Origin of the sequence: Streptomyces sp. NPDC046939 (assembly GCF_040644575.1) — a bacterium.
Classification (GTDB): domain Bacteria; phylum Actinomycetota; class Actinomycetes; order Streptomycetales; family Streptomycetaceae; genus Streptomyces.
Genome location: NZ_JBEYWV010000008.1, coordinates 55,560 through 76,051, shown reverse-complemented (window position 1 = coordinate 76,051; position 20,492 = coordinate 55,560). Strand labels below are relative to the sequence as shown.

20 protein-coding genes and 1 riboswitch are annotated in these 20,492 nt (G+C 72.6%); of the genes, 8 read left to right on the top strand and 12 right to left on the bottom strand.

The features are described from left to right. Positions 1-42 precede the first annotated feature (42 nt). Entirely contained in the window at positions 43-264 is a 222-nt protein-coding gene (locus ABZ877_RS11060) for a hypothetical protein (RefSeq protein ID WP_361067845.1), read from the top strand. A gap of 10 nt (positions 265-274) precedes the next feature. Here the strand turns inward: ABZ877_RS11060 and ABZ877_RS11055 are convergent, their stop codons facing one another. Beyond that, the gene (locus ABZ877_RS11055; RefSeq protein WP_361068370.1) at positions 275-1,516 is read right to left on the bottom strand and encodes a TerD family protein; all 1,242 of its coding nucleotides are present in this window, start codon (positions 1,514-1,516) and stop codon (positions 275-277) included. A 171-nt stretch (positions 1,517-1,687) separates the two neighbouring features. Between ABZ877_RS11055 and ABZ877_RS11050 the strand changes: the two genes are divergently transcribed. Further along, positions 1,688-3,178 carry an amino acid permease gene (locus ABZ877_RS11050; RefSeq protein ID WP_361067842.1) on the top strand — a complete coding sequence of 497 codons (1,491 nt, stop codon included), beginning with the start codon at positions 1,688-1,690 and terminating at the stop codon, positions 3,176-3,178. Positions 3,179-3,188: 10 nt separating this feature from the next. Here ABZ877_RS11050 and ABZ877_RS11045 read toward each other — a convergent pair whose 3' ends face one another. Next, positions 3,189-4,649, bottom strand: a complete 1,461-nt coding sequence (locus tag ABZ877_RS11045) for an alkaline phosphatase PhoX (protein ID WP_361067839.1) — start codon at positions 4,647-4,649, stop codon at positions 3,189-3,191. A 334-nt stretch (positions 4,650-4,983) separates the two neighbouring features. Here ABZ877_RS11045 and ABZ877_RS11040 point away from each other — a divergent pair, with 334 nt between their 5' ends. Genes ABZ877_RS11040 through ABZ877_RS11030 form a run of 3 tightly spaced genes read left to right on the top strand, consistent with a single transcriptional unit; the run spans position 4,984 to position 6,910 of the window. Then, positions 4,984-5,232 carry a hypothetical protein gene (locus ABZ877_RS11040; protein ID WP_361067836.1) on the top strand — a complete coding sequence of 83 codons (249 nt, stop codon included), beginning with the start codon at positions 4,984-4,986 and terminating at the stop codon, positions 5,230-5,232. Positions 5,233-5,276: 44 nt separating this feature from the next. Further along, a complete protein-coding gene (locus ABZ877_RS11035; protein WP_361067833.1) occupies positions 5,277-6,434 on the top strand; it encodes a hypothetical protein in 1,158 nt (385 codons plus the stop codon). Between the two features lie 29 nt (positions 6,435-6,463). After that, entirely contained in the window at positions 6,464-6,910 is a 447-nt protein-coding gene (locus ABZ877_RS11030; protein WP_361067830.1) for a hypothetical protein, read from the top strand. A gap of 195 nt (positions 6,911-7,105) precedes the next feature. On the opposite strand, the gene ABZ877_RS11025 is transcribed toward ABZ877_RS11030, so the two are convergent. Continuing rightward, entirely contained in the window at positions 7,106-8,542 is a 1,437-nt protein-coding gene (locus tag ABZ877_RS11025; RefSeq protein ID WP_361067828.1) for a hypothetical protein, read from the bottom strand. 240 nt (positions 8,543-8,782) lie between these two features. On the opposite strand from ABZ877_RS11025, the gene ABZ877_RS11020 reads away from it, so the two are divergent. Then, positions 8,783-10,636, top strand: coding sequence for an endonuclease/exonuclease/phosphatase family protein (locus ABZ877_RS11020; protein WP_361067825.1), 1,854 nt, complete (start codon positions 8,783-8,785; stop codon positions 10,634-10,636). On the opposite strand, the gene ABZ877_RS11015 is transcribed toward ABZ877_RS11020, so the two are convergent. Further along, positions 10,633-11,322: a hypothetical protein gene (locus tag ABZ877_RS11015; RefSeq protein ID WP_361067822.1), complete on the bottom strand. Its 690-nt coding sequence runs from the start codon at positions 11,320-11,322 to the stop codon at positions 10,633-10,635. The genes ABZ877_RS11020 and ABZ877_RS11015 overlap by 4 nt on opposite strands. Continuing rightward, complete coding sequence (locus ABZ877_RS11010) at positions 11,319-11,462, bottom strand: hypothetical protein (RefSeq protein ID WP_361067819.1); 144 nt, start codon at positions 11,460-11,462, stop codon at positions 11,319-11,321. Before ABZ877_RS11010 ends, ABZ877_RS11015 begins: the two co-directional genes overlap by 4 nt. A 162-nt stretch (positions 11,463-11,624) precedes the next feature. Between ABZ877_RS11010 and dapA the strand changes: the two genes are divergently transcribed. Then, positions 11,625-12,530: a 4-hydroxy-tetrahydrodipicolinate synthase gene (gene dapA, locus ABZ877_RS11005; protein ID WP_361067816.1), complete on the top strand. Its 906-nt coding sequence runs from the start codon at positions 11,625-11,627 to the stop codon at positions 12,528-12,530. Here dapA and dapD read toward each other — a convergent pair. The 4 genes from dapD to ABZ877_RS10985 all read right to left on the bottom strand — a co-directional run bounded on the left by dapD (position 12,527) and on the right by ABZ877_RS10985 (position 15,943). After that, a complete protein-coding gene (dapD, locus tag ABZ877_RS11000) occupies positions 12,527-13,516 on the bottom strand; it encodes a 2,3,4,5-tetrahydropyridine-2,6-dicarboxylate N-succinyltransferase (protein WP_361067813.1) in 990 nt (329 codons plus the stop codon). The genes dapA and dapD overlap by 4 nt on opposite strands. A gap of 59 nt (positions 13,517-13,575) precedes the next feature. Beyond that, the gene (locus tag ABZ877_RS10995) at positions 13,576-14,112 is read right to left on the bottom strand and encodes a TetR family transcriptional regulator (protein ID WP_361067810.1); all 537 of its coding nucleotides are present in this window, start codon (positions 14,110-14,112) and stop codon (positions 13,576-13,578) included. Next, a complete protein-coding gene (locus ABZ877_RS10990) occupies positions 14,112-14,432 on the bottom strand; it encodes a multidrug efflux SMR transporter (RefSeq protein ID WP_361067807.1) in 321 nt (106 codons plus the stop codon). The genes ABZ877_RS10995 and ABZ877_RS10990 overlap by 1 nt, the downstream gene beginning before the upstream one ends. 389 nt (positions 14,433-14,821) lie before the next feature. Continuing rightward, a complete protein-coding gene (locus ABZ877_RS10985; RefSeq protein ID WP_361067804.1) occupies positions 14,822-15,943 on the bottom strand; it encodes a cobalt-precorrin-5B (C(1))-methyltransferase in 1,122 nt (373 codons plus the stop codon). An 11-nt stretch (positions 15,944-15,954) separates the two neighbouring features. On the opposite strand from ABZ877_RS10985, the gene ABZ877_RS10980 reads away from it, so the two are divergent. Next, the gene (locus ABZ877_RS10980) at positions 15,955-16,716 is read left to right on the top strand and encodes a cobalt-precorrin-6A reductase (RefSeq protein WP_361067802.1); all 762 of its coding nucleotides are present in this window, start codon (positions 15,955-15,957) and stop codon (positions 16,714-16,716) included. Here ABZ877_RS10980 and ABZ877_RS10975 read toward each other — a convergent pair. The 3 genes from ABZ877_RS10975 to ABZ877_RS10965 are packed head-to-tail and all read right to left on the bottom strand — an operon-like array spanning position 16,686 to position 20,264. Beyond that, positions 16,686-18,209 carry a precorrin-2 C(20)-methyltransferase gene (locus ABZ877_RS10975; RefSeq protein ID WP_361067799.1) on the bottom strand — a complete coding sequence of 508 codons (1,524 nt, stop codon included), beginning with the start codon at positions 18,207-18,209 and terminating at the stop codon, positions 16,686-16,688. The two genes, ABZ877_RS10980 and ABZ877_RS10975, sit on opposite strands and share 31 nt — an antisense overlap. Further along, a complete protein-coding gene (locus ABZ877_RS10970) occupies positions 18,206-18,886 on the bottom strand; it encodes a precorrin-8X methylmutase (RefSeq protein WP_361067796.1) in 681 nt (226 codons plus the stop codon). The genes ABZ877_RS10975 and ABZ877_RS10970 overlap by 4 nt, the downstream gene beginning before the upstream one ends. Then, positions 18,840-20,264, bottom strand: a complete 1,425-nt coding sequence (locus ABZ877_RS10965) for a cobalamin biosynthesis protein CobG (protein WP_361067793.1) — start codon at positions 20,262-20,264, stop codon at positions 18,840-18,842. Before ABZ877_RS10965 ends, ABZ877_RS10970 begins: the two co-directional genes overlap by 47 nt. Before the next feature lie 130 nt (positions 20,265-20,394). Next, a riboswitch (cobalamin riboswitch) is annotated at positions 20,395-20,471 on the top strand. The last annotated feature ends 21 nt before the right edge of the window (positions 20,472-20,492 follow it).

The following is a 20,492-nucleotide window of genomic DNA, read 5'->3' as shown; positions in this document are numbered from 1 at the left end:
TCCGCTGGAACGCGAGGCACGGCCGGGACTAGTCTCCCGGCCGTGCCGAGACCCCACGGATTCACCTACACCGAACGCGCCGACGGCAGCGTCACGATCACCCACTCCGGGCGCGCCGCGGGCGTGCTGCGCGGTGCGCGGGCCGAGCGGTTCCTGGCCGAGGTGACCGCGGGCGACGCCCAGTCGGTCATGGCCCGGTGGACCGGGAACTACCGCCGGGGGAACGAGCGGCAGGCCCGCTCCCACCCGCGCAACCAGCGGTGACCAGCGCCCGTCAGAGGGCCTGGGCGGCGGGCTTGACCATCCCGCGCACCGTGCGCGACTTCACGAAGTCGCCCATCGCCGTCATCTCCCACTCGCCGGAGAACTGCCGGATGAGCTTCGCCATCATGACGCCGGTCTGCGCCTCCGCGTTCGTCAGGTCGAAGCGGACCAGCTCCTCGCCCGTCGCCGCGTCGAGCAGGCGGCAGTACGCCTTGGCGACGTCGGTGAACTTCTGGCCCGAGAACGAGTTCACCGTGAAGACCAGGCCCGTGACCTCCTGCGGGAGGCGGCCGAGGTCCACGACGATCACCTCGTCGTCGCCCGCGCCCTCGCCCGTCAGGTTGTCACCGGAGTGCTTGATCGCGCCGTTCAGGATCGACAGCTTGCCGAAGTAGCAGCTGTCGATGTGGTTGCGCTGCGGCCCGTACGCGATGACCGACGCGTCGAGGTCGATGTCCTTGCCGCGGAACGCGGGCTCCCAGCCGAGGCCCATCTTGACCTGGCTGAGGAGCGGCTTGCCGCCCTTGACCAGGGACACCGTCTGGTTCTTCTGGAGGGAGACGCGGCCCTTGTCGAGGTTGATCTTCCCCGAGCCGGGCGCGGGCGCGGCCGGTGCGGCGGCCGGGGGCGCGGCGGGCGGCGGGGGCGGCGCGATGCGCGGGTCGACCGGCGGGGTGGTCGGCGCGGGCATGGCGGCGGCCGGGGACGCGGCGGGCGCCGCGACCGGCGGGGCGGCGGGCTGGGCGGCGGGGGCCGCCGGTTCCTCCACCGAGACGCCGAAGTCGGTGGCGATCCCCGCGAGCCCGTTGGCGTAGCCCTGGCCGACCGCGCGGGCCTTCCACGCGCCATTGCGCAGGTAGACCTCCATGACGATCAGCGCCGTCTCGCTGCCGAGCTGCGGCGGCGTGAACGTGGCCAGGACCGAGCCGTCGTCCGCGCTGCGGATCGTGGCGGTCGGCTCGATGCCCTGGAACGTCTGGCCCGCCGCGTCGGGGCTCGCGGTGACGACGATCTTCTCGATGCCCGGCGGCACCGCGGCCGTGTCCACGGTGATCGAGTCGGGGCTCGTGCCCCCGCCCGAGGTGTAGGTGACACCGGGGCCGGACGGCTGGTTGTAGAAGATGAAGTCGTCGTCCGAGCGCACCTTGCCGTCGGCGGTGAGCAGCAGGCCCGACACGTCGAGCCGCACGGGGGCCGAGACGTCCACCGCGACACGCTGCGCCGTGAGCGGGATGTTCGAACCTGGGGTCATTGCTGTCATGCCGGGGATAACGAGCGACTCCGCTTTACCGTTCCCTTACCGAAGACCTTTTTGCCCGGCCCCTCCCCCGTACGGAGCGCGCCCTCCCCCGTACGGACGACACGGCGCGGGGCCCCTTGCAGAAGCCAAGGATCGGCGCCGGGCAGTGCGAGAGTTCCCGGCGTGAACCTGCGCAAAGACGACCATCACCACCGACACGGACATTCGCCGGACGCTCCCACGACCGCCGAGGGGGTCGCCGACGCGGGCGACCTCGGCTACGCCAAGGCCCTCAGACCCCGGCACATCAGCATGATCGCGATCGGCGGCGCGATCGGCACGGGGCTCTTCCTCGGCGCGGGCGGCAACCTCGCCAAGGCGGGCCCCGCGCTGGCCTTCGCGTACGCGGTGAGCGGTGTGTTCGCGTTCTTCGTCGTGCGGGCCCTCGGCGAACTCGTCGTGCACCGGCCGTCGTCGGGCTCGTTCGTGAGCTACGCGCGCGAGTTCCTGGGCGAGCAGGGCGCCTACATCGCGGGCTGGATGTACGTCCTGAACTGGTCGACCACCGGCATGGCCGACATCACGGCCATCGCCCTGTACGTGCACTACTGGTCGATGTTCACCGCCGTGCCGCAGTGGGTGCTCGCGGCCGTCGCCCTCGCCGTCGTGCTCACGGTGAACCTGATCTCGGTCAAGAGCTTCGGCGAGATGGAGTTCTGGTTCGCCATCGTCAAGGTCGTGGCGATCGTCGTGTTCCTGCTGATCGGCGTCTTCTTCCTCGCCTCGCGCCAGGAGATCGCGGACCACGCGGCGGGGCTCTCGCTCATCGGCGACCACGGCGGCTGGTTCCCGATGGGCGTGCTGCCCGTCGTCCTCATCACACAGACAGTGATCTTCGCGTACGCGGCGGTCGAGATGGTCGGCGTGACGGCGGGCGAGACGGCCGATCCGGGGACGGTGGTGCCGAAGGCGGTGAACTCGATCATGTGGCGCGTGGCGATCTTCTACGTCGGCTCGGTCGTGATGCTGACGCTGCTGCTGCCGTGGACGGCGTACTCGGCGGACGAGAGCCCGTTCGTGACGGTCCTGTCGAAGGTCGGGGTCCCGGCGGCGGGCGGCATCATGAACCTGGTCGTGCTGACCGCCGCGATGTCGTCGCTCAACTCCGGGCTCTACACGACGGGGCGCATCCTGCGCTCGATGGCGATGGCCGGTTCCGCGCCCTCCTTCACCGCGCGGATGAGCCGCAGCCACGTCCCGTACGCGGGCATCCTGCTGACGGCGACCGTGGCGCTGTTCGGGGTCGCGCTCAACGCGTGGCTGCCCGAGGACGCGTTCGGGATCGTCACCAACGTGGCGTCGCTCGGCGTCATCTCCACCTGGTGCATGATCATGCTCTGCCATCTGGTCTTCGTACGCCGCGCCCGGCAGGGGCTCGTGCGGCGGCCCGCGTTCCGGCTGTGGGGCTCGCCCTGGACCGAGCTGGTGACGCTCGCGTTCCTGCTCGCCGTGCTCGTGATGATGTGGTTCGACACGGAAGGACCGGGCCGCGACACGATCCTGCTGCTCGTCCCCATCGCTCTCGCGCTCGTGGCGGGCTGGTTCGCGGTACGGCGCAGGGTCCACCGGATCGCCGCCGAACGGGAGGCGCCTCCGGTGGACCCGCTGGGCTGAGAACCGTCCGTCAGCGCTGGCGCTTCCACGGGCCGGTGATCGCCAGCATGATGCCCGGCGTCTGGATGTTGGCGTACAGGGTCCGCCCGTCGGGCGAGAAGGTGACGCCGGTGAACTCGCTGTACTCCGGCTCCTCCGCGGTGCCGATGTTCAGCTCGTTGCGCGCGATCGGGTAGGTGTTGCCGCGCTCGGTCGCGCCGAACAGGTGCTGGACGCCGTCGCCGTCCTCGGCGATGACCAGACCGCCGTACGGGGAGACGGTGATGTTGTCCGGACCGTCGAAGGCGCCGTCGACGGACGGGTCCGGGTTGACGCCGAGCAGCACCTTCAGCGTCAGCGTGCGGCGCTTCGGGTCGTAGAACCAGACCTGGCCGTCGTGCGCGACCGGGCTCTCGGAGCGGGCGAAGGAGGAGACGACGTAGGCGCCGCCGTCCGCCCACCACATGCCCTCCAGCTTGCGGGCGCGGGTGACCTCGCCGTCCTTGAACTGCTTGCGGGTGGAGACCGTCCTGGCGTCGCGGTCGGGGACGTCCACCCAGTCCACGCCGTAGACCGTGCCGGTCTTGGTGGCGCGGGACAGGTCGTCGACGAACCGGCCGCCCGAGTCGAAGCACTTGAACGCCTGGAGGACACCCGCGTCGTCGGCGAGCGTACGGAGCTTGCCGCGGCCGTGGTGGAAGCCGTGCGGCGGAACCCAGCGGTACAGCAGGCCGTTGGGGCCCGAGGCGTCCTCGGTGAGGTAGGCGTGGCCGCGCTTGGGGTCGATGACGACCGCCTCGTGCGCGTACCGGCCGAACGCCTTGATCGGCTTCGGGGAGCGGTTGGCGCGGCGGTCGGCGGGGTCGACCTCGAAGACGTAGCCGTGGTCCTTGGTGAAGCCGTTCTTCCCGGCCTTGTCCTCGGTCTCCTCGCAGGTCAGCCAGGTGTGCCAGGGGGTGGAGCCGCCCGCGCAGTTGGTGGCGGTGCCCGCGATGCCGACCCACTCGGCGACCTCGCCGCCGCGCCGCACCTCGACGACCGTGCAGCCGCCGGCCGCCATCGGGTCGTAGACCAGGCCCTCGGTCAGCGGCACCGGGTGCGGCCAGTCGGCGCGGGCGCCCGCCAGCTCGTGGTTGTTGACGAGGAGGGTCGCGCCGCGCGGGCCCTCGAAGGTGGCGGTGCCGTCGTGGTTGGACGGCGTGAACTCGCCGGACTCCAGCTTCGTCTTCCCGCAGTAGGTGACGATCTTGTACGAGAACCCGGCGGGCAGCGCGAGGATGCCCTTGGGGTCGGAGCGCAGCGGACCGTACCCGGCACCGTGGTGGCCGTGACCGTGACCGTGGCCCTTGCCCGCGAGAGCGGCGTCGTCGAGGTCGTCCGTGGCCGCGAGCGCGCCCGGCGCCGTGGCGAGGGCGCCGACGGACCCGGCCAGGGCGACGCCCGCACCGGTGGCCGCCGAGCGTACGGCGAAGTCCCTGCGAGTGAGTGACATGTGGCTGTCTCCTGCTGAGGATGAACGGGGGCGGGGCCGGGTGGGGTCACGGACCCTGTTTCCGGCCACACGTTCCCGTCCGCTCCTGAACGGCGGTTGAACGCGGCCCTACGTCCAGGAGCCCGCTTCGCCGACTTCCGTGAACGCCCGGGGCGCACGCGGACACCGCACGGACGACCGGAAGAATCTTCGTAAAGAAGGTCGACGGGGGCAGTTCCGGAGGGAACCCAAGATTTCACGCGAAACGCCTTGACCCCCTTCCCGGACGGCAATAGACAGGCCCTACCTGCACCACCGCATCACCGCATCACCCGTCTAGGGGGTGGCGAGCCCAGTGGACGCACGCCAGGCACGCGACCTCCATGCCGACCGGCTGTTGCAGCTGGCCAATGTCAACGGGGTCGCCACCGGGAAGGACGAGCACTCGGGCGCGGACGTCATCGTCGTCTTCGTCGTCCGGAAAGTGCCCCGCGACCGGCTCCGCGCGCACGACGTGATCCCCGACGAGCTCGAAGGCGTACCGGTCCGCGTGCTCGCGGTCGGCGGGCTCAGCGCCCAGGACGGAGCGGGCGACGAGCCGTAGGGACCACGTACTCAGGCGAAAGTCAGGGGAAGAGGTGGTCTGGCGTGAACCAGCCCGAATTGATGCGAGGACCCGCAGGCGGTCAGCTCAGCGACAGCTCCCGCCAGCAGGCGACCAGTGACTTCCTGCGGCGCGAGGCGCCGCTCGCCAACGTCGTCGGCTTCGGCCACGGCGTGAAGTGGATCGATGGGCAGCCCACCGGCGAACCGGCCGTCCTCGTCTTCGTGACCCAGAAGGTGCCCGAGTCGCTGCTGCCCGAGCGCGACGTGATCCCGCGCCAGATGGACGACGGCACCCCCACCGACATCGTGGCCGTCGGCCAGATCTCCGCCCAGCGGCGCCAGTCCAGGCCGTCCGGCGCCCGCTCCGAGGAAGGCATCTCCTACGGGCCCGACGGCGGCGTCTCCCAGCAGCTCGGCCAGTACGGGCAGACGCTGCGCGAGGAGTACGGCTCCATGGCGACGTTCGAGCCGCAGCTCCTCGTCCGCCGGATGCGGCCCGCGCCCTCCGGCTTCTCCGTCGGCAACGTGGCCGTCACCGCCGGCACCCTCGGCAGCGTCGTCTACGACTTCCTGCCGGGCGCCACCGTCGACCCGCCCGGCGCCGGGCTCGGCACCCCGTCCAAGTTCTACATCCTCTCCAACAACCACGTCCTCGCCGACTCCAACCGGGCCCAGCTCGGCAGCGCCATCGTGCAGCCCGGCACCTTCGACGGCGGCACGAACCCCGCCGACCGGATCGCGACCCTGTCCCGGTTCATCACCATCCAGTTCGCCCCGCAGACCCCGCTCGACCAGCAGAACAACGTGGTCGACTGCGCGCTCGGCGAGGTCGCCTTCCAGGACGCGACCCGCGAGCAGTACTTCAGCGGGGCACCGCGCGCCTGGCGCCGCAAGGCGAACGTCGCCGTCGGCGATCTCGTCAAGAAGTCCGGCCGCACGACCAACATCTCCTTCGGCCGCATCATCGCCACCGACGCGACCGTCGACGTCAACTACGGCACGGCCGGCACCGCCCGCTTCAAGGACCAGATCATGACGACGAACATGTCGGCGGGCGGCGACTCCGGCTCCCTGGTGACCTCCCTCGACAACGTGGCGGTCGGCCTGCTGTACGCCGGTTCCTCGCAGGTCACCATCGCCAACCACATCGAGAACGTACGCGCGCTGCTGCGCGTCGAGATCGCCGAACTGCTCGCCTGACCCCACACCCCCCGAAAGGAGGCCGGTCCATGACCACTCAGGCACGCAAGCAGAAGGGCCAGACCCGCGGCGAGCACCGCTTCCACAATCCGCAGGGCGCGGAGGTCAAGACGCGTGACGAGGCGTTCGCCGCGCAGCAGGACGTGTCCACGGAGGCCGTGTCGGTCGACTGCAAGCTGGAGCTCAACAACGGTGCGGTCACCTTCGCCATCACCGCGAAGGTCGACCCCAACACGCACCCCTACGTGGTGACCGGCGGCCAGATCACGTCCGGCATCTGCGGGGCCCCGTGGGACATCACCGGTGGCTTCATCGGCGACTCCCTGCGGCTCGACGCCAAGCGCTCCGGGCAGGGGTCCTGCGCCAACACGATCACCGTGGTCGGCGAGTACCAGAACCCTCCGGCGTACCGGGGGACGTATGGGTTCGACGGGGCGACGTCGAGCTTCAAACACACGACGAGGTATCTCTGCTAGCAGGTGTGAGGCTGACCGGTGAGGATCCTGCGGGCCTCACCGGTCGGCCCCGCCCCTGGGGCGCACGGAGTGCGCCTTCCAGGGGCGCGGGGAACTGCGCGACCAGCCACGACGAAGGCCGCAGACGCGTCTGCCTCGCGAGATGCTATGGCGGGTGCGGCCTGTACGTGGCTGAGCGCGCAGTTCCCCGCGCCCCTAGGGGGCCGATGCCGACCTCGCTTTGAAGGCGGCTTTGCGGGCCTCCTTCGCCACCTTCTTGTCCGGGTGGAGGCGGCCCATCGCCTCCAGGACGTCGGCCGTGGCGGGGTGGTCGACGCGCCAGGCCGTCGAGAAGAAGCCGCTGTGCTGCGCGGCGAGCCCCTCGACCAGGGACTGGAGTTCGTCGGAGTTGCCCTCAAGGGAGAGCTGCGCGGCGATCGTGTCGATGGTCAGCCAGAAGATGAGGGCCTCGGAGGGCGGGGGCACGTCCGTCGCGCCGTGCTCGGCGAGCCAGACGCGGGCGAGGCCGCCGAGTTCCGCGTCGTCGAGGACCTCGCGGAGCGCGGGCTCGGCCTCGGCCCCGACGAGGGACAGCGCCTGCTGGCACCGCAGCCGGCGCAGGGGCGCCCCCAGGTCCGCACCCCGCGCCGCCGCGAGCAACTCCCGTGCCGCGCCCAGCGGTTCGCGCCGGGCGAGCCACTGCTCGATCTCGGCCTGCGCGGCGGCCTGGGGGAAGGAGGACGTGCTGTCGAGGAGCGTGTCCGCGCCCTTGTCCACGAGGTCACCGACCGCGGGCGCGACCACGCCCGCCTCCAGCATCCGGGAGCGGATGCCGAACAGGCCCAGCGGGGTGAGCCGCACCATCCCGTACCGGGCGACGTCCGCCTCGTCGACCGGCTCGGCGACCGGCTCCTCCGCGTCGATCTCCGCCATCAGCGCCTCGTCGACCGGCTGGAACTCCACGAGCCCGACCGGTTCGAGGAGCCGGAACTGGTCGTCGAGCCGCATCATCGCGTCCGACACCTGCTCCAGGACGTCGTCGGTGGGCTCCCCCATGTCGTCGGGGACGATCATCGACGCGGCGAGCGCGGGCAGCGGCACGGGCCCGTCGCCCGCGCCCTCGGAGACGGTCAGCACGTACAGATTGCCGAGCACGCCTTCGAGGAACTCGGCCTCCGCCTCGGGGTCCCAGTCGAGCTGCGAGAAGTCGATCTCGCCGCCGCCCTCCTCCAGGGCGCCCATGATGTCGTCGAGGTCGGGCACGCTCGCGTCGGCGAGCACCGTGTCGAGCGCCCCGAGCCAGAGCGCGAGCACGTCGGCGGGCCCGCCGGAGGTGAGCGTCGCCAGCTCCGCGCCCGCGGTGACGGTGCCTTCCTCCTCGTCGACGATCTCGACGAGCCCGGTGTCGACGGCCGCGTTCCACGCCTCGCTCGCGTGGGCGACGCCCTCGTCGTCACCGCCGAGACCCAGCTCGGCCGCGGCGGCGGGCAGCTGCTCCTCGACGAGTTCACCGCCCGCGCCGACGCGGGTCTCCGGCCCGGCCCAGCGGGCGAGCCGCACGGCGCGGGAGAGCAGGGGGGTGGCGAGGGCGTCCCGCGCCAGCTCCGCTTCGGCGGGCAGCCGGACCGGCGGCAGGGGGGAGCTGTCTGACATCGGCTTGGTTCTCCTTGGAGGCGTACGGTGCGACCGCTCAGCCTAGACGGATTTGACCCTTTGCTGTCGGGTTCATGTACTCGTCGGGTCCCGGCCGCCCGGTATCCATCCGCGAAACCTTGACAACTGCCAGTCACAGGCCAGAGATTGACGCGCGTAGAGCCGCTGCCGTCGGCCACCGTCGACCGGCAGCCGTCCTCGTCCCGGCGCTCGCCACTCGCACGTCCCCGGAGGATCCCCTTGCCGAGCAAGACCGCGCACCCGCTGCTCTCTGTGTTCTCCCGCTCCCGCCTCGCCGCCCTCGCCGTCACGACCGCCTGCTGCGCGTCGTACGCCGTGGTCACGGCGGGCCCGGCGGACGCGGCGACCACGGCCGCCATCCACGACATCCAGGGCTCGACCCGGATGTCCCCGCTCGCCGGTCAGCAGGTGACGGGCGTGACCGGTGTGGTGACCGGGGTCAGAACGTACGGCTCGTCCCGCGGCTTCTGGTTCCAGGACACCAAGCCCGACAACGACCCGGCCACCAGCGAGGGCGTCTTCGTCTTCACCGGCTCCGCGCCGACCGTGAAGGCGGGCGACGCCGTGACCGTCTCGGGCACGGTGACCGAGTACGTGCCCGGCGGCGCCTCGTCCGGCAACCAGTCGCTCACCGAGATCACCAAGCCGACGGTGACCGTGAACTCGTCCGGCAACCCGGTGCCGGTGACGACGATCAGTGCCAAGTCGGTCCCGGCCGCGTACACCCCGGCCGGCGACCCGGCGGCGAACGGCTCGATCAACGGCCTGACCCTGCGCCCGACCGCGTACGCCCTGGACTACTACGAGTCCCTTGAGGGCCAGAACGTACGGATCGGGTCCTCCCGCGTCGTCACCGCCTCCGACCCGTACGCGGAGCTGTGGGTCACGGTGAAGCCGCACGAGAACCCGACCGAGCGCGGCGGCGCCCGCTACGGCTCGTACACCTCGCAGAACACCGGCCGCCTCCAGATCCAGTCGCTCGGCGCCGCCGCCGGCTTCCCCGTCGCGAACGTCGGCGACGTCCTTACCGGCACCACCGAGGGTCCGCTCGACTTCAGCCAGTACGGCGGATACACGCTGGTCGCACGGGAGCTGGGCGCGCTGAAGCAGGGTGGTCTCCAGCGCGAGACGACGCGGGCGCAGGCGTCGAACGAGCTGGCCGTGGCCACGTACAACGTCGAGAACCTGGACCCGACCGACGCCACCTTCGAGGAGCACGCGGCGGCGATCGTCACGAACCTGAAGTCGCCCGACATCGTGTCCCTGGAGGAGATCCAGGACAACAACGGCGCGAAGGACGACGGCACGGTCGCCGCCGATGTGACGGTGAACAAGCTGATCGACGCGATCGTCGCGGCGGGCGGCCCCCGCTACGACTGGCGTTCGATCGACCCGCTCGACAAGCAGGACGGCGGCGAGCCGGGCGGCAACATACGCCAGGTCTTCCTCTTCAACCCGGAGCGCGTGTCGTTCACGGACCGCCCGGGCGGCGACGCCACCACCGCCGTCGGTGTCGTCCGCAGCCACGGCAAGGCGGCGCTCACCGCGTCGCCCGGCCGGATCGACCCGGCGAACGCGGCGTGGAAGAACAGCCGCAAGCCGCTCGCGGGCGAGTTCACCTTCCGCGGCAAGCCCGTCGTCGTCATCGCCAACCACTTCGCGTCGAAGGGCGGCGACCAGCCCCTGACCTCGCAGTTCCAGCCGCCGGCCCGCAGCTCGGAGACGCAGCGCCACGCGCAGGCGGAGTCCGTGAACGCGTTCGTGAAGGAGGTGCTCAAGGTCCAGCGCAACGCCGACGTCATCGCGCTCGGCGACATCAACGACTTCGAGTTCTCCGGCACGGCCCAGCGCCTGGAGGACGGTGGGGCGCTCTGGTCGGCGATCAAGTCGCTGCCGCGCGACGAGCGGTACACGTACGACTACCAGGGCAACAGCCAGGTCCTCGACCAGATCCTGGTCAGCCCGTCGATCCGGAAGAAGGGCGCGTTCCGGTACGACAGCGTGCACATCAACAGCGAGTTCCACGACCAGATCAGCGACCACGACCCGCAGGTCCTGCGCGTCCGCCCCTAACCGCTCGTGCCTGACGGCCCGTCTCCGCCGCCCCTCGCGCGGCCGAGGCGGGCCAGCTGGTTCTGGAACCAGTCGAGGCGGGCCTGCAACAGCGCCGCTTCGGCGGCCAGTTCCGGGACCCCGGCGGCCGAAGGGCTCACCTCCTCGGTGCCGGGCGCGGCGCGTACGGTGAGCCCGTCCCCGCCCAGCCGCGCGAAGGCGTCGAGGGTCCACCGCTGCCGCCCGCCGACGCATCCGGCGCAGGCCGCCTCGAGGACCCGCCGCCCGTCGCGCCCCCACCCGGCGTCGGCGAGCACGGACGCGGTGGCGCCGCAGGGGCACGGCCCGACGGTGGCGGCCCGCACCCGCTGGCGCGCGTACCGGAAACCGCGCTCGAACCGGATGTAGGCGCCGAGGACCGACACTTCGAGCAGGACGGCCCTGCGGTGCTCGGTGTGGACCAGCAGGGCCTCGGCCGTGCCCCGCTCGTGCACGCAGTGGAACCCGCAGTCGCAGCGCCGGTGCGGGGCGCGGTGCCTGCGCCCGTAGACGCAGCGCGCCTCGTCGAGCACGCGGTAGGGCGCCGCCGCGCCGAGGGAGACCCCCAGGAATCCGGCGCGCCCGCCGTCCGCGTCGAGCACGGGGTGGGCGATCTTCCAACCGGTGGGCGGCTCCGTCGGACGTTCCTCGGGGAGCCGCGCCCTCACCGGACGGCCGGGGCCTCGGCGGGTTCCGGCAGCGGCTCGACGACGTCCGCCCGGAGTTCCGTGCGAACGTCCTCGGTCTCCGTCGTCTCCTGCGGGGCTTCTTCGGCGATCCCGGTGGCGAGTGCTTTGCCGAGCCTCATGGTGCCTCCCCTGAACGGCTGTGGGCTCATGGTGGCGCAGGCGGGATCACCGAGAAAGGCCGGATCGAGCCGTTCGCCCGGCCCATTCTTCAGCGCTGCTCCGCTCGATCTCGTAGCAGATTTAAGTGGAGCTTCACGGTGGGTGCGGCCGAGACTGCCCTCATGAGCGACACGAGTACCGTCCCGCCCTTCGGCCGCGCCCTGTGCGCCATGGTCACGCCCTTCACCGCCTCCGGCGACGCCCTCGACCTGGGCGCCGCCCAGAAGCTCGCGGACCGCCTGGTCAGTGAGGGCTGCGAGGGCCTCGTCCTGTCCGGCACGAGCGGCGAGTCCCCGACGACGACGGACGCCGAGAAGGCGGATCTGGTCCGCGCGGTGCGCGAGGCGGTCGGCGGCCGGGCGAGCGTCGTCACGGGCGTGAGCACGGCGGACACGGGCCACACCGTGCGCCTGGCCCGCGAGGCCGAACGCGCGGGCGCCGACGGCCTCCTCGCCACGCCCCCGTACTACAGCCGCCCGCCCCAGGCCGCCGTCGAGGCCCACTTCCGCGCGCTCGCGGACGCGACGGACCTGCCCGTGATGCTGTACGACATCCCGGCCCGCACCGGCACCCGGATCGAGCCGGACACCTTGCTGCGCCTCGCGGAGCACCCGCGCGTCGTCGCCGTGAAGGACTGCGCCTACGACCTCCTGGCCACCCAGAAGGTGATGGCCGCGACGGATCTCGCCTACTACGCCGGCTGCGACGAGTACGTCCTCGCGCTGTACGCCCTCGGCGCCACCGGCTACGTCTCGACGGTCGCGAACGTGGTCCCCGCCGCGTTCCGCGCGATCCTCGACGCCCACGACAAGGGCGACACCTCCGAGGCGGCCCGCCTCCAGCGCCGCACGATCCCGCTGACGGGCTCGATGATGAACGCCGGCCTCCCCGGCGCGGTCACGGCGAAGGCCCTGCTGACCGAACTCGCCCTACCCGGCGGCGGCCCGGTCCGCGCACCGCTGCAGCCCGCCGACCGGGAGGCGGTCGACGGGCTGCGGGTGGCGTACGAGAGTGTGGTGCGCGCTTAGTTGTGGCTGTGCAGGACCTCGTTGAGGCCGCCCCACACGGCGTTGTTGGGGCGGGCCTCGACCGTGCCCGTCACCGAGTTGCGGCGGAAGAGGATGTTCGAGGCGCCGGAGAGTTCGCGGGCCTTGACGATCTGGCCGTCGGGCATGGTCACGCGGGTGCCCGCCGTGACGTAGAGGCCCGCCTCGACCACGCACTCGTCGCCGAGCGCGATGCCGACGCCCGCCTCGGCGCCGATCAGGCAGCGCTCGCCGATGACGATGCGGACATTGCCGCCGCCGGAGAGGGTGCCCATCGTGGAGGCGCCGCCGCCGATGTCGGAGCCGTCGCCGACGACGACGCCCGCGGAGATGCGGCCCTCGACCATCGACGTGCCGAGCGTGCCCGCGTTGAAGTTGACGAAGCCCTCGTGCATGACCGTGGTGCCCTCGGCGAGGTGCGCACCCAGCCGGACCCGGTCGGCGTCGGCGATGCGGACGCCCTTCGGGACGACGTAGTCGGTCATGCGCGGGAACTTGTCGACCGACGTCACCTGGAGGTGCAGGCCCTCGGCGCGCGCGTTGAGCCGCGCCTTCTCGATGTCGTCGACGGCGACCGGGCCGAGCGAGGTCCAGGCCACGTTGGCGAGGAAGCCGAACTGGCCGTCCAGGTTGACGCCGTGCGGCTTGACCAAGCGGTGCGAGAGGAGGTGCAGGCGCAGGTAGACGTCGTGGGCGTCCAGCGGCTTGTCGTCCACGGAGGCGATGACCGTACGGACGGCGATGATCTCCACGCCGCGCCGGGCGTCCGGGCCGATGGCCTTCGCGGCGCCTTCGCCGAGCAGCTCGACGGCCTTGTCGGCGGCGAGCTTCTCCGTACCCGCCGGGCCGGGCTCGGCGACGAGCTCGGGCGCGGGGAACCAGGTGTCGAGAACGGTGCCGTCGGCGGCCACGGTGGCGAGGCCCGCGGCGACGGCGCCGGTGGAACGAGTAGCAGTCGTGTCGGTCATGAGGGCAACCTAACCGGCCCGGGGTTGTCGAGGCCAACCCGCCCCGGCCCCGTCTCGGGCTACGGGATGAGCCGGACCAGCATCTCGCGCGCGTACGCGGCGTCGTACTCCTCGCCGGTCAGCAGGGTTTGCAGACAGATGCCGTCCATCAGGGCGACGAGCGCGCGGGCCGTCGCCGGGTCCGTGCGCTCGGCCAGAGGGCCCATGAGGTCCTGGCACCATGCGACGGCGACGGGGCGCAGCGCGGGGCGGCGCAGGGCGGCCAGGTACAGCTCGTACTCCAGCTCCACGCCTGTGCGCTCGCCGCCCAGCCACTCGCCCAGCAGGCCCGCCAGCTCGTCGGCGAGGTCGCGCGCCGGGTCCTGCCACGCGCCGCGCGCCGCGACGATCTTGGCGAACCCCTCGTTGGCCTGTCGCAGCGCGGCCACCAGCAGCTCATCCAGCGTCGCGAAGTGGTACGTGGTCGAGCCGAGCGGCACATCGGCCTCGGCGGCGACGGTGCGGTGGCTGAGCCCGGCTATGCCCTTCTTCCCCACCACGCGGATCGCCGCGTCGATGATCCGCTGGCGCCGATCGGGGTCGTAGCGGCGCGGCATCAGTGGGCCCCGCCCAGATTGAGCAGCGCGACACCGCCGATGACGAGGACGATCCCGCCGACCTTGGCGAGGCTCAGCCCCTCCCCCAGGAAGATCATGCCGATCGCGGCGATGACGGCGGTGCCGGCGCCCGACCAGATCGCGTACGCGGTCCCGATCTGGACGGTCTTCAGCGTCTGCGCGAGCAGCGCGAACGCGATCACGTACCCGGTGACGGTGATCAGCGAGGGCCAGAGCCTGCTGAACCCCTCGCTGTACTTCATGGCGGTCGTGGCGGCCACCTCCGCGGCGATGGCCCCCGCAAGCAGCGCGTATCCCATGCGTACAAGTGTACATAACGATGCGTACGCCCGTACACAAAACCCCGCCAGGGGCGCGGGGAACTGCGCGACCAGCCACAGAAAAGCCGCGGACGCGTCTGCTCGGTACATGAGCAGACGCGACTGCGGCTTTTTCCGTGGCTGAGCGCGCAGTTCCCCGCGCCCCTGAGCGTCTGCCCCCATCGCGTCGATGTTGCCTGCGGACACGTCGTGGTTGCTCGCGCAGTTCCCCGCGCCCCTGAGATGCGCACTTCGTGCGCCATCTCAGCGGGCGCGGGCCCGGGGGGAGGCGCGGCGAAGCCGTAGCCTCCAGGGGCGCGGGGAACTGCGCGACCAGCCACGACGTGACGGATGGTCGGCCGGCGAGGGCAAGGCGTCGCGGCGGGGCGTCAACCCCGGCCCACCACGTTTCCGGCGCGGTCGATGCAGAGGACGTCCACCTCGACCGGCGCCCCGCGGAGCACAAGCAGCGCCTGCCCCCGCGCCTCCGCCGCGACAAGGTCACCGAGCGGCACCCCGGCCCCGGCACACATCTGAAGCGCCGCCAACCCGGTATTGGCCGCGGCGACCCGCGCAACGAGTTCGGGCCCGGCCCCGCCCCGCCCCGCCAGCTCCGCCAGGAACCCCTTGTCGACCTGGGAGCGGCCCGAGTGCAGGTCGAGATGGCCCGCCGCCAGTTTGGAGAGCTTCGCGAACCCCCCGCAGATGGTGAGCCGGTCCACGGGGTGCCGCCGGACGTACTTCAGGACGGCCCCGGCGAAGTCCCCCATGTCGAGCAGCGCGTCCTCCGGCAGCCCGTACTCCCGTACGACCGTCTTCTCGGACGTGGACCCGGTGCACCCGGCGAGATGCGTACGCCCGGCCGCCCGCGCCACATCCACCCCGCGCCGGATGGAGTCGATCCAGGCCGAGCAGGAGTAGGGCACGACGATCCCCGTGGTGCCGAGGACGGAGAGCCCGCCGAGGATGCCGAGCCGGGGGTTCCAGGTGGAGCGGGCGATCTCCTCGCCGTGGTCGATGGAGACGGTGACCTCGACGTCGCCGCTCCCCCCGTACGCCTCCGCGACCCGCGCGACGTGGTCCCGGATCATCTGCCGCGGCACGGGGTTGATCGCGGGCTCCCCGACGTCGAGCGGCAGCCCGGGCCGGGTGACGGTCCCGACGCCCGGCCCGGCCCGGAAGACGGCCCCGGACCCGGCGGGCAGCACCCGCACCGTGGCCCGTACGAGCGCCCCGTGCGTGACGTCGGGGTCGTCCCCGGCGTCCTTCACGACCCCGGCGGTGGCCGACCCCGTACCCCTGTCGAGCTCCTCGACCGCCAGCGCGAACGCCGGTGTCTGCCCCCGTGGCAACGTGATCGTCACCGGGTCGGGGAACTCCCCGCCGAGCAGCGCGGTGTACGCCGCGGTCGTCGCGGCGGTCGCGCAGGCCCCGGTCGTCCAGCCGGACCGCAGACCGGTGTGCTTGAGTTGGGCGCCGCGCCCGCCCTTCGCCTCGGGCATGTCACCCATGGAGCCCCTCGATGCATGTACTGGTACTCGGCGGCACGACGGAGGCCCGACGCCTGGCCGAACTGCTGCATCCGCGCCCGGACCTGCGGGTCACCAGCTCACTCGCGGGCCGCGTGAGCGCTCCCCGCCTGCCTCCGGGCGAGGTCCGGATCGGCGGTTTCGGCGGAGCCGACGGCATGGCGCGCTGGCTGCGCGAGCACGCCGTGGACGCGGTCATCGACGCCACGCACCCTTTCGCCGAGCGGATCAGTTTCAACGCGGCCGGGGCGGCCGCCACCACCCATGTTCCCCTGCTGGCGCTGCGGCGGCCCGGCTGGGTCCCGGGCGAGGGCGACGACTGGCGGACGGTGGACGACCTCCGGGAAGCGGCCGAGGCCGTACGCACGGTCGGGGGAGGGGGCCGCCGCGTCTTCCTGACCACGGGCCGCATGGGTCTGGCCGCGTTCGCCCACATCGACGACGCCCACTTCCTCGTACGCTCCGTCGACGCCCCCGAGCCGCCCACGCCGCCGCACATGGAGCTGCTCCTGGACCGGGGCCCGTTCACGCTCGACGGCGAACGCGCGCTCCTCGCCCGCCACCGCGTCGACGTCCTGGTCACGAAGGACAGCGGCGGCGCGGCGACCGCCCCGAAGCTGACGGCGGCCAGGGAGGCGGGCATCCCGGTGATCGTGGTCCGGCGCCCGCCGACCCCGGCGGGGGTGCCGGTGGCGGCCACCGTCGAGGAGGCCGCCGCCTGGGTTCAGGCCCGGTCCGCCGCCGTCTCCGGGTAGCGGCGCGGCGTCCATGTCACCGTGGAGCCGTCGCCCCGTACGACCGCCTGCGTCTGCGACGAGCCCACGATGAGCAGCGTGCGCATGTCGACGACGGCCGGGTCGAGATCGGCGAGCCGGACGGTCCGGACGCTCTCCTCGGGCCCGCCCACATCACGGGCGAGGACGACGGGCGTGTCGGGCAGCCGGAGTTCGAGCAGCAGCTCGCGGGCCTTGCCCACCTGCCAGTTCCGGGACCGCGAGCCCGGGTTGTAGAGCGCGAGCACCAGATCGGCCGCCGCCGCCGTGCGCAGGCGCTCCGCGATGACCTCCCACGGCTTGAGCCGGTCGGAGAGGGAGATCGTGGCGTAGTCGTGGCCGAGCGGGGCGCCGGCCTTCGCGGCGGCGGCGTTGGCGGCGGTCACCCCGGGCAGCACCCGTACGGGCACGTCCGCGTACGCCTCCTGCGACGCGACTTCGAGAACGGCCGTCGCCATGGCGAAGACGCCCGGGTCGCCGCCCGAGACGACGGCGACGCGCCGCCCGCGCCGGGCGAGGTCGAGCGCGAACTCGGCGCGCTCGGACTCCACCTTGTTGTCGGAACCGTGCCGCCGCTGACCGGGCCGGACCGGCACCCGGTCGAGGTAGGTGGTGTAGCCGACCAGGTCGTCGGCGCCCGCGAGCGCCCCGCGCGACTCGGGCGTCAGCCAGGGCGCCCCGGCGGGCCCGGTCCCCACGACGACGACCTCGCCCCGCTCCCGCCCCTCGACGGGGGTGGCGTCGATCCGGGACGGCAGCACGGCGACCGAGAAGTACGGCACCGAGTCCGGGTCGATGTCGGCGAGGCGGCCGGTGCGCTCGCCCGCCATGAAGGCCCGCTCCACGTACCGCGCGTCGTCGAGCCGCCCGGCGCTCTCCATCGCGCCGCGCACCTTGGTGAAGGTGCGGCCCAGCTTCATCACGACCGCCGAGTCGGCCGCCGCGATCCGCGCCGCCAGCTCGTCCTCGGGGAGCGTCCCCGGGATGATCGTCAGCGTCTCCTTGTCCTCGCACAGCGGCTCCCCGAGCCGCGCCGCCGCCGCGCTGATGGACGTCACACCCGGGATGACCGTCGTGTCGTACCGGTCCGCGAGCCGCTTGTGCATGTGCTGGTAGGAGCCGTAGAAGAGCGGGTCGCCCTCCGCGAGCACGGCGACCGTACGCCCCGCGTCGAGGTGCGCGGCGAGCGTCGCCGCGGCCTCGGCGTAGAAGTCGTCGAGCGCCCCGCGGTACCCGCCGGGGTGGTCGGTCGTCTCGACCGTGAGCGGATACATCAGCCGCTCCTCGATCTGGTCGTCGCGGATGTGCTCCGCGGCGATCGAACGGGCGATGGAACGCCCGTGCCGCGCGCAGTGGTACGCGATGACGTCCGCCCCGGCGATGGCCCGGACGGCGGCGACGGTCATCAGCTCGGGGTCACCGGGCCCGAGCCCGACCCCGTACAACTTGCCCTTGTTGGCCTGGGGCTCGCTCATGCCTGGATCTCCACCTCGGTCGCGACGGCGTTGAGCGCGGCGGCGGTGATGGCGCTGCCGCCCCGGCGCCCACGGACGATCAGGTACTCCAGACCCAGCTCGTTCGCGGCCAGCGCGTCCTTGGACTCGGCCGCCCCGACGAACCCCACGGGTATGCCGAGCACGGCCGCCGGCCTGGGCGCGCCCTTCTCGATCATCTCCAGGAGGTGGAAGAGGGCGGTGGGGGCGTTGCCGATGGCGACGACGGCACCGTCGAGCCGGTCCCGCCACAGTTCGAGCGCGGCGGCGCTGCGGGTGGTCCCCAACTCGGCGGCCAGCTCCGGCACTTCCGGCTCGTTCAGGGTGCAGATCACGTCGTTGTCGGCGGGCAGCCGCTTGCGCGTGACGCCACTCGCGACCATCCGCGCGTCGCAGAGGATCGGCGCGCCCGCGCGCAGGGCGGCGCGCGCCTTCGCCACGACCCCGGCCGAGTAGCCGATGTCCTGCACGAGATCCACCTGGCCGCAGGCGTGGATCATGCGGACCGCCGCCTGGGCGACGTCGGCGGGCAACGCCGCGAGGCCGGTCGCCGCCTCGGCGCGGATGGTGGCGAAGGACTCGCGGTAGATCGCGGCGCCGTCCTTCTCGTAGTCATACACGGGGTTCGGCTCTTTCGGTCGTGAGGGTCGTGACGTCATACGTTCCGTCGGGGCGGGCCACGACGTCCACGTACGGCCCGACGGGGTGCCCGCATCGGCGCTCGCAGCCGGACCAGTAGGTGGGCAGGGTGGGGTGCGGGGTGTACTGGGCGGTGGCGTCCGCGCGGACGTCCGTACGGGACTTGGCGCATCCCGGGCGGCCGATGCAGGCGCCCAGGCGGGACCAGGGGGAGTCCGGGTCGGTGATCAGCCCGGCGGGGGCCTGGCGGCTGGTGGCGCCGGGTACGACGACCCGCCGCCAGGGGGTCAACCGGAGTTCCCGTGCGGGAAGTTCGGCGGCGAGGTCGGTGAGGGCGGTCCATTGATCGCCGGTGAGGGATCCGAACCGGGGGATGACCTGCAGGGCGGGCCCGCCCCCGGCCGGGTTCCCCGCCGAAGCGGACGGCCCGTACATTCCAGCCCCTCCGGGTGCCGGAGCGGACGGTCCGGAAAATTCAGCCCCTCCGGGTGTCGGAGCGGACGGTCCGGAGAATTCAGTCCCGCCTTTGTACGAGAGGCAGCGGGGTCCGGGGCGGAGCCCCGTGGCCTTGGCGTCAGCGCCGGTTGCGGTCTCATCGGCCCGCACGGACGCGTCGTGGCCGGGCGCGCAGTTCCCCGCGCCCCTGGCGGGGCCCGCCTCGATCCCCGACGCGGACAGCCGCTCGGCGATCCAGGCACCCAACTCCGCGCCGGACGCACCCAGTTCAGAGACCCTCCACACCCGCCGGTCGGAGACCACGCGCGCGGCCCCGACGAAGACCTCCGCCGCGATCACCGCCGCCCGCGCCGCGTCCTCGTACCGCACGACGAACTCCGCGCCGCCGACGACGAGCAGGGCCGAACCGTCGGCCCGCCCGCGCAGCAGCACGTCGGGCCGGAGCCCGGCGACGTCCCCGCGCCCGTCGTCGAGCCCGAAGAGGAACCGCCCGGACAGCTCGGGTGTGACAGAGCTGGCCAGCACCGCCGCATCGAGCCCGGTCAACCAGGCCCGTACATCCACGCACCCGAGCCCGTCGAGCCCGGACATCGGCGAGGCCACGACGTTGCGGACCCGCTCGTGCGCGGCGGACGGCAACAGCCCGGCCGCGCCCAGCACAGCCGCGAGTTCCCCACCGCACCCGTCCCGCAACCCGCGCAGCTGCACGTTCCCCCGCGACGTGAGGTGCAGCGCCCCGTCCCCGAGCCGCCGGGCGGCGTCGCCGAGGGCCCGCGCCCGATCCACGTCGAGCACACCACCCGGGACGCGGACCCGCGCCAGGAACCCGTCGTCGGCGGCGTGCAGCCGCAGCGCGCCGGGGCAGGCGTCGCCGGGAAACGTCGCGGACGTTCCGGGCACACCGGACGCACCGGGGCGGACGGGTATGGGGGAGGCGGGCATGCGTCGGAGCATACCCACCGCCTGTGACGGGCATCCCGTAGCTTCCCGTACCAGGTCACACCCCCGCCCCGTACGATGAACCGCGGCGGACCCGTCCGGCCCGCCGCCATCGCCAGCGACGGCGACAGGGGAGGAAGCCCGGTGGAATTCCGGCGCGGTCCCGCCACTGTGAGCCCTCTCATACGGGAGAGGGTGAGCCAGGAACTCCCGCCGTCCAACGACCACCCG

Bases quoted from the DNA above. Each gene is read 5' to 3' on its own strand.
- dapA (WP_361067816.1), top strand. From the start codon at position 11,625: ATGAGCGACACGAGTACCGTCCCGCCCTTCGGCCGCGCCCTGTGCGCC.
- ABZ877_RS10965 (WP_361067793.1), bottom strand. From the start codon at position 20,264: ATGCCCGCCTCCCCCATACCCGTCCGCCCCGGTGCGTCCGGTGTGCCC.
- ABZ877_RS11055 (WP_361068370.1), bottom strand. From the start codon at position 1,516: ATGACCCCAGGTTCGAACATCCCGCTCACGGCGCAGCGTGTCGCGGTG.
- ABZ877_RS10990 (WP_361067807.1), bottom strand. From the start codon at position 14,432: ATGGGATACGCGCTGCTTGCGGGGGCCATCGCCGCGGAGGTGGCCGCC.
- ABZ877_RS10985 (WP_361067804.1), bottom strand. From the start codon at position 15,943: ATGGGTGACATGCCCGAGGCGAAGGGCGGGCGCGGCGCCCAACTCAAG.
- ABZ877_RS10970 (WP_361067796.1), bottom strand. From the start codon at position 18,886: ATGACGTCACGACCCTCACGACCGAAAGAGCCGAACCCCGTGTATGAC.
- ABZ877_RS11030 (WP_361067830.1), top strand. From the start codon at position 6,464: ATGACCACTCAGGCACGCAAGCAGAAGGGCCAGACCCGCGGCGAGCAC.
- ABZ877_RS11045 (WP_361067839.1), bottom strand. From the start codon at position 4,649: ATGTCACTCACTCGCAGGGACTTCGCCGTACGCTCGGCGGCCACCGGT.
- ABZ877_RS10980 (WP_361067802.1), top strand. From the start codon at position 15,955: ATGCATGTACTGGTACTCGGCGGCACGACGGAGGCCCGACGCCTGGCC.
- dapD (WP_361067813.1), bottom strand. From the start codon at position 13,516: ATGACCGACACGACTGCTACTCGTTCCACCGGCGCCGTCGCCGCGGGC.
- ABZ877_RS10975 (WP_361067799.1), bottom strand. From the start codon at position 18,209: ATGAGCGAGCCCCAGGCCAACAAGGGCAAGTTGTACGGGGTCGGGCTC.
- ABZ877_RS10995 (WP_361067810.1), bottom strand. From the start codon at position 14,112: ATGCCGCGCCGCTACGACCCCGATCGGCGCCAGCGGATCATCGACGCG.
- ABZ877_RS11010 (WP_361067819.1), bottom strand. From the start codon at position 11,462: ATGAGGCTCGGCAAAGCACTCGCCACCGGGATCGCCGAAGAAGCCCCG.
- ABZ877_RS11025 (WP_361067828.1), bottom strand. From the start codon at position 8,542: ATGTCAGACAGCTCCCCCCTGCCGCCGGTCCGGCTGCCCGCCGAAGCG.